Origin of the sequence: Archangium primigenium, from assembly GCF_016904885.1 — a bacterium.
GTDB classification, from domain to species: Bacteria; Myxococcota; Myxococcia; order Myxococcales; family Myxococcaceae; genus Cystobacter; species Cystobacter primigenius.
In genome coordinates, this window is sequence record NZ_JADWYI010000001.1 from 2092547 (window position 1) to 2105253 (window position 12707).

11 protein-coding genes are annotated in these 12707 nt (G+C 71.0%); 7 read left to right on the plus strand and 4 right to left on the minus strand.

Going from position 1 to position 12707, the window contains the following annotated elements:
* Window positions 1-52: 52 nt before the first annotated feature.
* From I3V78_RS08875 to I3V78_RS08895, 5 genes are all read left to right on the plus strand, one after another.
* A complete protein-coding gene (locus I3V78_RS08875; RefSeq protein ID WP_204485997.1) occupies window positions 53-1333 on the plus strand; it encodes an amidohydrolase family protein in 1281 nt (426 codons plus the stop codon).
* A 13-nt stretch (window positions 1334-1346) separates the two neighbouring features.
* The gene (locus I3V78_RS08880) at window positions 1347-1895 is read left to right on the plus strand and encodes a peroxiredoxin (RefSeq protein ID WP_204486000.1); all 549 of its coding nucleotides are present in this window, start codon (window positions 1347-1349) and stop codon (window positions 1893-1895) included.
* Between the two features lie 3 nt (window positions 1896-1898).
* On the plus strand, window positions 1899-2474 hold the full coding sequence (locus I3V78_RS08885; protein ID WP_204486002.1) for a hypothetical protein: 576 nt from the start codon (window positions 1899-1901) through the stop codon (window positions 2472-2474).
* A 236-nt stretch (window positions 2475-2710) separates the two neighbouring features.
* Window positions 2711-3829, plus strand: coding sequence for a glycosyltransferase family 4 protein (locus I3V78_RS08890; protein WP_338023505.1), 1119 nt, complete (start codon window positions 2711-2713; stop codon window positions 3827-3829).
* 55 nt (window positions 3830-3884) lie between these two features.
* Entirely contained in the window at window positions 3885-5000 is a 1116-nt protein-coding gene (locus I3V78_RS08895) for a CgeB family protein (RefSeq protein WP_204486007.1), read from the plus strand.
* Window positions 5001-5034: 34 nt separating this feature from the next.
* Here the strand turns inward: I3V78_RS08895 and I3V78_RS08900 are convergent, their stop codons facing one another.
* The 3 genes from I3V78_RS08900 to I3V78_RS08910 form a co-directional block, all read right to left on the minus strand.
* Entirely contained in the window at window positions 5035-5898 is an 864-nt protein-coding gene (locus I3V78_RS08900; protein WP_204486009.1) for a hypothetical protein, read from the minus strand.
* Between the two features lie 142 nt (window positions 5899-6040).
* Window positions 6041-6757: a hypothetical protein gene (locus I3V78_RS08905; RefSeq protein WP_204496964.1), complete on the minus strand. Its 717-nt coding sequence runs from the start codon at window positions 6755-6757 to the stop codon at window positions 6041-6043.
* Window positions 6723-7934, minus strand: coding sequence for an AAA family ATPase (locus tag I3V78_RS08910; protein ID WP_204486012.1), 1212 nt, complete (start codon window positions 7932-7934; stop codon window positions 6723-6725). The genes I3V78_RS08905 and I3V78_RS08910 overlap by 35 nt, the downstream gene beginning before the upstream one ends.
* Window positions 7935-8048: 114 nt before the next feature.
* On the opposite strand from I3V78_RS08910, the gene I3V78_RS08915 reads away from it, so the two are divergent.
* Window positions 8049-9725, plus strand: a complete 1677-nt coding sequence (locus I3V78_RS08915) for a pseudouridine synthase (RefSeq protein WP_204486014.1) — start codon at window positions 8049-8051, stop codon at window positions 9723-9725.
* 7 nt (window positions 9726-9732) lie between these two features.
* On the opposite strand, the gene I3V78_RS08920 is transcribed toward I3V78_RS08915, so the two are convergent.
* Window positions 9733-11208, minus strand: coding sequence for a glycoside hydrolase family 6 protein (locus I3V78_RS08920; protein WP_204486017.1), 1476 nt, complete (start codon window positions 11206-11208; stop codon window positions 9733-9735).
* A gap of 170 nt (window positions 11209-11378) precedes the next feature.
* On the opposite strand from I3V78_RS08920, the gene I3V78_RS08925 reads away from it, so the two are divergent.
* Window positions 11379-12659 (plus strand): serpin family protein, encoded by a 1281-nt coding sequence (locus I3V78_RS08925; RefSeq protein WP_204486019.1) that lies wholly within the window; start codon window positions 11379-11381, stop codon window positions 12657-12659.
* Window positions 12660-12707: the final 48 nt, after the last annotated feature.

Below are 12707 nucleotides of genomic sequence, written 5' to 3' on the forward strand. Positions count from 1 at the left end.
GCGGGGGAGGGGAGTGCTACGGTTGGGCAGCCGTGGATTGACGGAGGGACGGGTGGGCACGCTCCTGAAGGGTGGCATCGTTGTCGAACTCGAGCCGGCGTGCGTCGAGCGCGTGGACCTGCGCGTCGAGGGCGATCGCATCGTGGCGCGCGGACCGGACCTGGCCGCCGCGCCGGATGACGAGGTGCTCGCGCTCTCGGGCAAGCTCGTCTTCCCGGGGCTGGTGAGCGCGCACCAGCGGCTCTACGCCAGCCTGGGCCGGGGCATGCCCCGGCCGAAGCTGGACGGCTACCAGGAGCTCCTGGAGAAGGTGCGCTGGCGCTACGAGGACGCGCTGGACCTGGACGCGGTGCAGGTGGCCGCGACGGCCGGCGGCCTGGAGGCGCTGCAGTGCGGCACCACCACCCTGTTCGACCTGCACTCCTCGCCCCGGGCCGTCCAGGGCGCGCTGATGCGGGTGGGCCGGGGCCTGCACGAGGTGGGTGTGCGGGGCGTGTTGTCCTACGCCGTCACGGACCGCCGGGGCGCGCTGGGGCGGGAAGAGGGGCTGGAGGAGACGGTGGCCTTCGCGCGCAAGGCGCGGGGCCGGCTGCGCGGGCAGGTGGGCTCGGCGCCGCTCTTCACCGTGGGCAAGGAGGCCCTGGAGGGGCTGGCCGAGGCCTTGAAGGGCTCGGGCACGGGCCTGCACGTGCCCCTGGCGGAGGATCCGCTCGACGAGACGCTGTCCACGGAGCGCTTTGGCGCCTCGCCGGTGACGCGGCTGGTGGAGGGCGGGCTGGTGTCGGCGCAGACGGTGCTGGCGCACGTGGGCCACCTGGCGTGGCCGGAGCTGGCGCAGCTGCTGCCCACGGGGGCGTGGCTGGCGCACACCCCGCGCTCCAACATGGAGGCCGAGGTGGGCTACGCCCCGGCCCTGAAGTTCGGCCACCGGGCCACGCTGGGCGCGGACGGGGTGAGCGCGGACATGTTCGCCGAGGCGCAGGCGGCCTGGCTGCGCTCGCGCGACGCGGGGCAGCCCATCGACGTGCTGCGCTACCTGGCCAACGGCCAGCGCCTGGCCTCGCAGGCCTTCGGGCTGCAACTGGGCCCCATGCGCGAGGGCGCGGTGGCGGATCTGCTCGTCATGGACTACCTGCCGGCCACGCCGCTCACCGCGGACAACCTCGCCTGGCACGTGGCGTTCGGCCTGGGCTCGCGCCACGTGGAGTCGGTCATGGTGGACGGGGTGTGGCGGGTGTGGGCGCGCCGGCCCCTGTCCGTCAACCCGAGCGTGGTGGCCGAGCAGGCCCGCGAAGCCGCCGCGTCCGTGTGGGCGCGCATGGGCGAGAAGTGATAAGCCTGCGGGCATGCTCACTGCCACGCTCGTCGCCGGCTTCCTCGCGGGAGCCACCCCCCAGGCTGGAGAGGTCGCGCCCGACTTCACGGTGCAGGACACCTCCGGCAAGTCCCACTCGCTCTCGGAGATGGTGAAGGCGGGCCCCGTCATCCTCGCCTTCTTCCCCAAGGCCTTCACCGGCGGCTGCACCAAGGAGCTGACGGCCTACCGCGACCGCTACAAGGACGTGGAGAAGCTCGGCGGCCAGCTGCTCGCGGTGAGCACCGACGAGGCCGCGGACCTCATCAAGTTCAAGGACTCGCTCAAGGCGCCCTTCGCCTTCGTGCCGGATCCGGAGGCCAAGCTCACGAGCCTCTACGACGTGAAGATGCCGGTGATGAACCTGGCCAACCGCTACACCTTCGTCATCGGCGAGGACCGGAAGATCCTCAAGGTGGACCAGGGCAAGGACGCGGTGGACCCCAACGGCGCCATCGCCTCGTGCCCCCTGCGCAAGCCCAAGGCGGACGCCGCGGCGACGCCCGCTCCGGCCCCGGCTCCGGCTCCGGCCAAGAAGTAGCCCATGCGTCCGGCTCCCTCCCTCGCCCGACGATGCGCCGCGCTCGGGGTCCTGCTGCTGGGCTCGGCCGCGCTGCTGGCCACCTCCCCGCCTGACTACTGGGGCCAGGACGCGGTCCTCCAGGGCCGCACCCTGTGGCTGGATGCGCGCGCGCCCGAGGCCCGGCGCGCGCTGCGGGTCGTCGTGACCCAGCCGAAGGAGGACGAGCAGGAGGTGGAGGGCTGGTTCCGGGTCGACCTCTCCGTGCGCTGGCTGCCCCCGGAGGGCGCGACCACCGCCGCGAGGCCCTGGGTGCGCGCGCGGCTCGTGCGCGCGGGGACGCCCCTGGAGCCCGAGGTGCTCATCCTCGAGGGCACCCCCGGGGTCGGGACGCTGTCCGTGTCCACGCCCCTGATGTTCAAGCCCGCGTGCGTGAAGCAACGCCGGTGCGAGCAGTCCTTCCAGCTCGAGCTGGACTGGCAGGGGGGTCCCGTGGGCGGCGTGCTCGCGGTGGACTGGCCCGCCACGGCGTACGTCCATGGCTCGGAGGACGAGCTCGTGATGCCCGAGGGCCTCGAGGTACGGCTCACCGAGCCCTGAACCCGAGTCGGGGCTGACAAGCCCCTCGCGGGGACCGGCGGACGGGGTGTCCTCGGCCGCACACCCCAAGCGTTGACGAGTCGGCGCCGCGCGAGCGCTTCCGTTCACCGGACCCTCGGTCCGCGGTGCGAGTCGTCTGGCGGGGGCCCGGGGCCGTGTTACCCCTGGGTCTACCCATGCGTGATCGTTCCTCCCTCCGGCATCCCGTTCCCGCGCATCCCCGCGGAGGGCGCCCCGTGCGCCGGGTGCTGCTGTCCACCCCCACCGGGGGGACGGCATGGGCGTCCTCGCTGGCCCTGTGCCGGGCGCTGGGGGAGCGCGGCGTGGCGGTGACGCTGGCCACCCTGGGCGCGCCCCTCACCGCGGCCCAGTGGCACGGCCTGCTGGGCCTTCCCGGCCTGCGCGTGGAGCAGAGCACGTGGCGCGCGGAGCCCACCGACGCCGTCTGGGAGGACATGGACGCCGCGGGGGCGTGGCTCCTGGAATTGGAGGCGCGCGACGCGCCGGACGCCGTGCACCTGTGCGGCGCCCGCCACGGTGTGCTGCCCTTCCGGCGCGCCCCCTTGGTGGTGGGGCTCGACTGCCCCCTGGCGTGGAACGAGGCCGTGCGCGGCGCGTCGGCGCCCGAGCGCGACTGGCTCGCCCGCTGGGAGGTGACGCGGGGCCTGCGCGCCGCCGGCCATGTGGTGACGCCCTCCGTGGACCTCCTGGCCTCGCTGGAGCGCCACCACGGGCCCCTGCCCGCCGCGAGCGTCATTCCGCCCGGCCTGTCGCCCGCCGACTTCCCGCCCGCGCGCGTGCGCGAGCCCTTCATCCTCGCCACGGGCGCGTGGTGGGACGAGGCCCACAACCTCCAGGTGCTCGAGGCCGTGGCGCCCCGGGTGGACTGGCCCGTGTTGGTGGCCGGTGGCCGCGAGCACCCCGAGGGTGGCCAGATGCGGGCCCGCTCCGTGCGGCTGCTCGGCGAGCTGTCCTCCTCCGCCCAGGCCAGCTACCTCGGCCGCGCCTCGCTCTTCGTCCAGCCCGCGCGCCAGGCCTGGAGTGACGTCGCCGCGCTGGAGGCCGGACTCGCCGGGTGTGCGTTGGTGTTGGCGGACATCCCCTCGCTTCGCGAAAGGTGGGAGGACGCGGCGGTGTTCGTGCCACCGGACGACACGGACATGCTCGCGCGGGCGCTGCGCCGCCTGGTGGCCGAGCCCGCCCTGCGCGGCCGGATGTCCACCCTCGCACGCACCCGGGCCCTGGCGTTCTCTCCCGAGCGCCTGGCGGATGCCTACCTTGCGGTCTACGCCCGCCTGGGTGAGGAATCCCAGCGGGTGTCGTCCCCCCTGTCTCAACGGGCGCGGGCGACCTGAGCGGGACGCGGGGAGGTGGGGCCCGCGTCCGGTACTTCTGCACGAGGAGCGGGACATGCGGCGCGGTCACGGACTTCGGATCGCCTTCTTCGGCGCGAGCCTCGCCTCGGCCTGGTGGAACGGCGCCGCCATGTACTACTGCGGCATCCTCCGGGCCCTGCACGCCCGGGGGCACCGCATCACCTTCTACGAGCCGGACCTGGCGGGCCGCCGTCCCGGGGAGCAGGTGCCCGCCCCGTGGGCGCGGGTCGTCGTCTACCCGGTGGAGGACACCTCGGCCCTGGAGCGCTGCCTGGAGGAGGCCCGGGGCGCGGACGTGGTGGTGAAGGCCAGCGCGGTGGGCGCGCACGACGCGTGGCTCGACGCGCGGGTGCTGGAGCTGCGCTCGGGGCGCACGCAGGTGGTGTACTGGGACCTGGACGCGCCGGTGACGCTGGAGCGCCTGCTCGGCGAGCCCGAGGCGCCCCTGCGCGCGCTGGTGCCGCGCTATGACCGCATCCTCACGCAGGGCGGGGGAGACCGGGTGGTGCTCGCCTACCGGGACCTGGGGGCGCGCGACTGCGTGCCGGTGTACGGCGCGGTGGATCCGGACGTGCACTTCCCCGTGTCCCCCGAGCCCCGCTTCGACTGCGCGCTGGCCTTCCTGGACGACCGGCTGCCGGACCTGGAGCGGCGCGTGGAGTCCTTCTTCCTGCGCGCGGCGAACCTGCTGCCCGACATGCCCTTCCTGCTCGGGGGCGAGGGCTGGGAGGACCGGCCCCGGCCGGCCAACGTGCGCTACGTGGGGCACGTGGCGCCCGGGGAGCACAACGTCATGCGGGGCACGGCGCGCACGGTGCTCGACGTGAGCCGCGAGGGCATGGCGCGCTTTGGCTACTCGCCCGCCTCGCACCTGTTCGCCGCGGCGGGCGCGGGCGCGTGCCTCATCACCGACGGGTGGGAGGGCATCGAGCTGTTCCTGGAGCCGGGCCGCGAGTGCATGGCGGCGCGCGACGGGCTGGAGGTGGCCGAGGCGGTCGTCTGCCTCACGGACGCGGGCGTGCGCGAGCTGGGACAGGCCGCGCGCCGCCGGGTGCTGGCCGAGCACACCTACGCGCATCGGGCCGTGCAGGTGGAGGCGTTGCTGGGCCACGTGGGGGGCCCGGGGGGACCGCGCGAGCACCGCGGGTGAGGCCGCAAGGTTCCGTGCCTTGATGTTCCAGGTGTCACCGCTTGACGGATGCGCGTGAGCTTCTCGGGCGGGTGGATGGGACTCGTTGGGGGCGAGGTGTTCGCGCGAGGGCTTTCAGTTCTCCAACCGTGCGGTGCTTCTCCTTCGCCGGGCTCTGTTCCGCGCGGAATGCACGCAGAAGTACCGAGCCAAGCGGGAACTCGGGCTCACGGGCCGCATGCAGGAGCCATGCTTCCTTCCTCGCGGGAGAAAGGCGCGTCACCCAGTGGCGGAACGCGTTCGCGTCGGAGGCGGGCCTCGCGCTTGCCCGCGCCGCGGCCAGGAGGAGGTCGATGTCGATGCCGAGGAACTCCACCAGCGCGTGCTGCGCGGTCGTGAGCGTGGTGAGTCCAGGCGGAACTGGCGGCTCCGTCGTGGATTCGTCCACGTCTCCCTCTTGGACCATGCGCAACCATGCCAGGTATGCACAGCGCAGGTCGCCTCGCATCAGCTCCGCGCGCAGGGGGAGCAGGGCCGCGAGTGAGCCTTGGCTCGCCTCTTCATCTTCGGCTTCCTCTGTGTGGCACGTGAAGTCCAGGACGACATGCTTGCCCGAACGCATCAACCGAGCGCTGCCCCGACCCTGGAAGAACGGTCGCAGGGTCTTCTCTTCAAGGTGGGCTCGTGGGACGCGCAGCATCAAACGACGCGTACCCCAGTTCGCGAAGTACAGGTGCGCGTCGAAGTAACGTGCCAGGAGCCTTGAAGGATCGGCCTTGAGATCTCCCCACTGGTACTCATTCCAGAAGCGTGTGGGCGAGATTTGAGCACGCGTCGAGATCGCGCGCAGTTCGGCCATCTCCTTCGCGGTCAGGGGTCGGTCAAGCGCCACGAATTCGTAGCACTGATACTCACTCACTTCGCCGCCTCCTTTCGCCCTCGTGGAGCGTGGGTCGCCTCATTGACCCGGAAGGTAGTGGGGAGGACCGACTTTTCAAGTCACGTGGGCTCCGCCAGCGGGGAGCGGTGTTGCGTGTGAAACAGGAGGGTGTTCTCGCCGGTCAATCCTCTTGGGAGGAAAACGGTTCCAAGAAGAGTCGAAGGCTGTGGTTGCGTGTGGCGCAGTCCGCGAGCGTGCGTCGCTTACGGAAGTCCCGGCTCAAGGTGTCGTGGGCGTCGTAGGCGCTCATCTGTGAGAGTTTCTTGCGCTCCTTTTCCGACTGCCGCTGGTCCAGTGCCCTGCGGAGCGCCTTCTTGGGGTCGCGCGTCGTGGAGGTGTCCTTCTGCTGATGGAGCGTCAGGATCCACGCTTCTGTCTCTTCCACGGCGATGGCGTAGTGGAACGTGGCTGAGGGGCGCCCGGAGAGCCACTCGTCGAGCTTCACCGCGACGCGCTTGCGCAATTCGATGGCGAAGTCCTTTGTCGAACCAGAGGGTCGGACGACGTCATAGCCGAGTTGCTCCGCCTCCGCGGTATCGATGTGGATGACGACAAGTCGATCCTCGTCGAGCGGACTGTTCAAGAACTCATGCAACTGAGTGCCTGTCATGCATTCTTGCTTCACGAGCCCCCAGTTGCTGAACTGCTCCTCCGTCATGTTGTGGAGGTCTGTTTCGTCGAGTGCGTACTGGGGACGCAGTGGCTGGAAGTCCGCGGAGTCGAATCCAAGTCCCCTCAAGATATTGTAGATGACGGCGAGGTCTCCGCGTCCCTCCGCGATGATTCCAATGCGCATGGTCGGTTCAAAACGCGTTGGGAATACCGCCGAGGTGTCCACGCATCCACAATTCCGAGAGCTTGTACTGAGATTCGTCCTTGGTCTTGGGCTTGAGCTTGATTCGTTTCCCTTCGGTGTGTCCCTGGTCGTTGCGGCGAATGACGACAAGCCGCTGGTCGTCGTCGTGCAGGTCGAGCCCATCCAAGATGGCCGGATTGTGCGTGGTGATGAGCACCTGCTTGTCGTGGGCCTTGGCCATGGCCGCGAGGGACTTCATCAACTCCCGGCAAAGCTGTGGGTTGAGCGCGGTCTCGATGTTGTCGATGGCGAAGATGGATGGAGTCTTGTCGCTCAGGAACAAGGCCAGGTAGAAGAGGATGTGGAGGATGCCCTCGTTCGCGTTCTCCGCCGAGAACACGTTGTTGCCTTTCTTCATGAATCGGTCCCGGAAGTAGAGCCGGGAGGTGCTTCGCCCGAGTTTATGTCCCTTGAATTTCAGTTCGTCCTGCGTGTCGATGAGGAGATTGTCGAACCAGGGGATGAACTTGCTGTAGCGCACGAGTTCGCGGCGCTGGGCCTGGGTCAGTTCCTCAAGGAAGACGTCGAGGTTTTCACCGTTGATGCCGAGCGGCAGCCTGCGACTGGTATTCTGGATGCCACGTAGCGCCAAGGGGTTGAGATTGTAGATGCAGAAACTCTTTAATTGCTGCTGCTGGAGGCTGAGATTGCTTCGGTGATTAACTGCGTTATCTAGAAACTGCAGCATGGAAGCATCACTATGGGTTCTGCGCATGTCGCGCAGATTGGATAGAAGCTCCCCGATGAACGCTTGCTTATTCGAGAGATTTGAAATTGGCCCCTTGGCGGAGGCGGTGTCGACCTGCCATCCAGAGTCAATATTGCTGGCATCAGGATGAAGCGTGAGCTTGAGCCAGGGGGCCTCTTCGTCGTTGTTGGGGGCCTTCGGTGCGGAGGTGAGCGTCAACGCGATGGCTTGAGCGGATTTCTTTTGGAGAAAGGAGCTGATCGTGATGGATGGCTTGGCGATCCGAACGCCTCTCGTATAGAGTTCCTCGATTTCGAGTGAGCCATCCGAAGCCGCGCTCGCCGTGGCGAAAGCCTCGAGGATGTTGGTCTTGCCCGCGCCATTCTCGCCGATGAGGACATTGATCCGCCCGAGTTCGAGCGTGTAGTCGAGGATCGACTTGAAATTCTGGATGTGGATCTTCTCGAGCATGCAGGACGCAGCTTAGCCCCTACGGATAGGGACCCGGAAAGTTTGGGTCCAGGTCCACGGGCGTGGACACGTCTGGACGCGGTCGGGAAGCCCGTTTCGTGCTACCCGGAGGGCGTGCGGACCGGATTGACCCTCTTCGAGCCCCAGCCCGATGCCGGTGACGTGCCGGAGGCCTTCCCCAGCCCCTTCGACGAGCTGGGCCCCCACGCCCTGGCGCGCCGGGCCGCCGACGCGGTGCGGGCCGAGCTCCAGGCGGGCGCCATCGCCCCGGGCGTGTCCGCGGCGCCGCTGGACGCTCCCGGGGGCGGCAAGATGTTCGGGGTGCTCGTCGTGCGCGAGCCCGGGGGCCGCTGGGGCTTCCTGCGCGCCTTCTCCGGCCTGCTCGGGGGCCAGTGGCGCGTGCCGGGCTACTGTCCGCCCGTGTTCGACGCCGAGGCCCGCTCCCACCTCGAGGTGCCGGGCGAGGCGGGGGTGAAGGCGCTGGCGGCCCGCGCCGAGGCCTTCGAGGCCTCCGCCGAACTCACCACCGCGCGCGAGGCCGTCGTGGCATTGACGTCCCACCAGGCCCGCGAGCGCGAGGCGATGCGGCTGCGCCACGAGGCGAACCGGCGCGAGCGTCAGGCCGAGCGCGAGCGGCTCCTCGGCGCCGCGCTGTCCGAGCCCGCGCGGCGCGAGGCCCTGCATGCGCTCGACCAGAAAAGCCGGGGGGACAAGGCCGAGAAGCGCCGGAGCGAGGCGGTCTGGGAGGCCGAGCAGGGGGCGCTCGCGCCGGGGCTCGCGCGGCTGGAGCGGCGACGGCGCGCGCTCGAGCGGCTGCGACACGGGGTCAGCCGCGCGCTCATGCGGCGGCTCCACGACACCTATTCCATCCCCAATGCCCGGGGGGAGCGCCGGCCCCTGCGCGCCCTCTACGCCTCGCGCGAGCCGCCCTCCGGCGCCGCCGACTGCGCCGGGCCCAAGCTGCTCGCCGAGGCCCAGGCGCACGGCCTCGTGCCCGTGGCGCTCGCGGAGTTCTGGTGGGGCGCGCCTCCGGCCTCCGGGGGCCGCGTCGCGGGCGCCTTCTACCCCGCGTGCCGGGACAAGTGCGGCCCCCTGCTGCCCTTCATGCTGGAGGGGCTCGCCGTGGCGCCCCCGCGCGTCTTCGTGCCCCCGGTCCACGCGCCCGGGGCCCTGTCGCTCGTGCACGAGGACGCCTGGCTCGTGGTGGTCGACAAGCCCGAGGGCCTCTTGTCCGTGCCCGGCAAGGGCGAGGCGTTGGCGGACTCGGTGCTCGCCCGGCTCCGCGCGCGCTACCCCGAGGCCCCGGGCCCGCTGCTCGTGCACCGGCTGGACCTGGACACCTCGGGGCTGCTCGTCGCGGCGCGCGCGCCCCCCGTGCACGCGCTCCTCCAGCGGCAGTTCCTCCACCGCGCGGTGGACAAGCGCTACGTGGCCTGGGTGGACGGCCGCGTCCCGGCGGACGAGGGGCTCATCGATCTGCCCCTGCGCGTGGACCTGGACGACCGGCCCCGGCAGATCCACGACCCGGTGCACGGCAAGCCCGCCCTCACGCGCTGGCGGGTGCTGGAGCGGCGGGGCGCGCGCACGCGCGTGGCCTTCTTTCCGCTCACGGGCCGCACGCACCAGCTGCGCGTGCACGCGGCGCACCCGCTCGGGCTGGGGGCGCCCATCGTCGGCGACCGGCTCTACGGGCACGAGGGGCCGCGCCTGCTGCTGCACGCCGAGGCGTTGACGTTCACCCACCCCGGCACGGGCGAGCGCGTGACGTTCACGCGGCCCGCCCCCTTCTAGCGTCTGCTCAGGTGCCGTGGATGAGGCGCCAGGCGAGCTCCGGGTTGAACTGGCCCGCGGGGGTGCCCGGGGCGATGCCGCACGCGCCATCCGAGTCGCCCGGCGTCTTCACCCACACGAGCGCGTCCGCGCCCCCGCCCGCCTGGGACGGCGTACCGAGCTTGCGGCCCCCGGGGTTGCACCACTCGCCGTTGGAGCCATTGCCGTTGCGGCTGGTGTCCACCACGAAGCCCTTGGTGTAGCCGTAGCGGTTGGAGAGCGCCGCGTTGACGGCGTTGCCGTAGGTGAGGGTCTCCGCCGTGGGGTAGAAGTTGGAGATGTTGGCCACGAAGCCGCGGATGTTGGCCGTGCCGGCCGCGTTCAGCCGCTGCGCCATGACGTCCGGGGCGATCCACCGCGCGTTGCCGCCGTCCATGTAGCTCCAGACGGCGTTGCCGGCGCTCCGCAGCCGCTCGGTGGCGTAGCGCAGCAGGTCCAGGCGGGTCTGCCGGGTGGCGTCGTCGGGCAGGCAGTCGAGCTGGGCGAGCGCGTCCGGCTCGATGAGCACGAGGGCCGGGCGGCCGTTGAGGCCCGCGGCGAAGGCGGAGATCCACGCGCGGTAGGCGTCGGGGCTGCCCGCGCCGCCTCCCGAGTGGCTGCCGCAGTCGCGGCCGGGGATGTTGTAGGCCACGAGCACGGGCAGCTTGTTGGCCGCGGCGGCGGCGCCCACGTAGTTGGCCACGTCGGTCTGGATGTTCGTGTTCCAGTTGCCGAACCAGCGCGCCATGGGCTTGCTGGCGATGTCCGACTGGATGCGCGCGGCGCGACCGTCACCGCCGTTGTTGCGCGCCCAGACGGCGGGGTTGGAGCTCGGGTCCACGTAGAACCCGTTGGTCATCACGATGGGGTTGGCGGGGGGGACGGTCGTGCCGCCATCGGTGCGCGTGAGCGAGACGTCGTCGATCCGCGCGACGAAGGCGCCCCGGCCTCCGAACTGGAACGTCACCTGGCCCTGCGCGGTGCCCACCGACGAGGTGAACGGGAAGGAGTAGCGGCGCGAGGTGCCGTCGAGGGCGATCTGCTTGTCCAGCGTGGCGGTGTAGGGCGCGTTCTCCATCTGCACCGTGGCGCGGATGCTCGTGCTCACCGTGGCCGTGACGGTGAAGGACAGCGTGTAGGCCTGACCACTCGAGAGCGGCAGCCCGCTCTGCCCGACGAGGGCGTCCCAGGCGTTGGTGGTGCCCCCGGCGACGTCGATCCGCCACTGCCCGTTCTCCACGCGCGACTGCGTGTTGGCGCCGTTCCACCAGGACGTGGTGTCGGAGTTGAAGCCGCCATTGAGGACGAGCTCGGTGGTGGCCGCCTGGGTGGTGTGCTCCAGGGCGGGCGCTTCCGGACCCGTCTCGGGCAGCGCCGGGCCACAGGCCAGCGCGAGCGCCGAGGCGAGCGTGAGGGGCAGGAACCGGCGCGACACAGGGAATCGGGTCTTGGTCGGGAAGGTCATGAATCCGGCTTTATCTCGTTTTGGGAGAAAGGGGGAAGGGGGCCGCCTCGGAATTCCGAGGGCGTTGTCGGGCACCGGGGGAGGCAAGGCATTGAAGTTGTTCGGCGGGTCCCACGCGCATGGCCCTTGCTTCCGGGGGCGTGAACCCTTCGCCGTCGAGGTGAATGCCCATGGCTGTCTTCTCCCCCCGCCGCGTCCTGGCCTGCGCCGCCGCGCTGCTGCTCTCCGCCTGTTCCGACTCCGAACTCCCGCCCCTCAAGGATCCGCCCGGCAAGCGCGTGGGCTCGTCCGAGGAGCGCGTGCTCAAGCCCAAGGCCACGGCCGTGGAGGACATGGCCACGGTGGTGGCCGACAACACGGACCTGGGCGCGGAGCTGCTGAGGCTGAGCGCGCCCGGCACCAACGTCTTCTTCTCGCCGTACAGCATCACCCAGGCCCTGGGCATGGTGTACGCCGGGGCGCGCGGCGAGACGGAGGCGCAGATGGCGCGGGCCCTGCGCTTCTCCCTGCCCCAGGAGCGGCTGCACCCCGCCCGCAACGCGCTGGACCTGGCGCTCCAGCCCCGCGCGAACAAGGACCGCTCGGGCAAACCCCTGCCCGCCTTCCGCGTGGTGAGCGCCACCTGGGGCCAGAAGGGGCTCGCGTTCGAGCCGGCCTTCCTGGACGTGCTCGCGCGCGACTACGGCGCGGCGATGTGGACGGTGGACTTCACCCAGGAGCCCGAGGCCCTCCGCGCGGACATCAATGCGTGGGTCGAGGACCAGACGGCGGGCCGCATCCGGGACCTGGTCCAGTCCGGCGGGGTGACGCCCGCGACGCGGCTGATGCTCGTCAACGCGCTCTACTTCAAGGGCGCCTGGGTGGAGCCCTTCAAGGAGGGGGCGACCCGCGAGGTGCCCTTCCACCTGCTGTCGGGCGGGTCCAAGCCCGTGCCGATGATGGCGGGGGGCCAGGGCGGCCAGTACATGGCGGGCGAGGGCTTCGAGGCGGTGGCCCTGGCGTATCGCGGCGAGGAGTTCCGCATGCTCGTGGTGCTGCCCGCGGCGGGGCGCTTCGCCGAGGTGGAGGGGCGTCTGTCCTCGGGCCTGCTGGACGACGTCCACGCGCGCCTGAAGGCCCGGCCCATGAGCATCGCGCTGCCGCGCTTCCAGATGGAGTCGGAGTTGCCCCTGGGCGACGCGCTGCGCGCGCTGGGCATGGAGGCCGCCTTCAGCGAGCAGGCGGACTTCTCGGGCCTCATGCGGCGGGCGGCGCTGAGCCTCGGCCCGGTGAGCCACAAGGCCTTCGTGGCCGTGGACGAAGAGGGCACCGAGGCCGCCGCCGCCACGGCCGTGGGGGTGGTCCTGACGTCCGCGCCCGAGCCCTTCGTCGTGGACCGGCCCTTCCTCTTCTTCATCGAGCACACGGCCACGAAGAACGTGCTCTTCCTCGGCCGCTACGTGTCTCCCTGAGGCGAGCGGGGGCGGCCCTCGGATTTCCGAGGGCCCCTGGCGGCGCGC

What these genes read in the sequence shown, in the direction of transcription:
- I3V78_RS08880 (WP_204486000.1), top strand. Translation starts at nt 1,347, where the DNA reads ATGCTCACTGCCACGCTCGTCGCCGGCTTCCTCGCGGGAGCCACCCCC.
- I3V78_RS08885 (WP_204486002.1), top strand. Translation starts at nt 1,899, where the DNA reads ATGCGTCCGGCTCCCTCCCTCGCCCGACGATGCGCCGCGCTCGGGGTC.
- I3V78_RS08895 (WP_204486007.1), top strand. Translation starts at nt 3,885, where the DNA reads ATGCGGCGCGGTCACGGACTTCGGATCGCCTTCTTCGGCGCGAGCCTC.
- I3V78_RS08910 (WP_204486012.1), bottom strand. Translation starts at nt 7,934, where the DNA reads ATGCTCGAGAAGATCCACATCCAGAATTTCAAGTCGATCCTCGACTAC.
- I3V78_RS08920 (WP_204486017.1), bottom strand. Translation starts at nt 11,208, where the DNA reads ATGACCTTCCCGACCAAGACCCGATTCCCTGTGTCGCGCCGGTTCCTG.
- I3V78_RS08925 (WP_204486019.1), top strand. Translation starts at nt 11,379, where the DNA reads ATGGCTGTCTTCTCCCCCCGCCGCGTCCTGGCCTGCGCCGCCGCGCTG.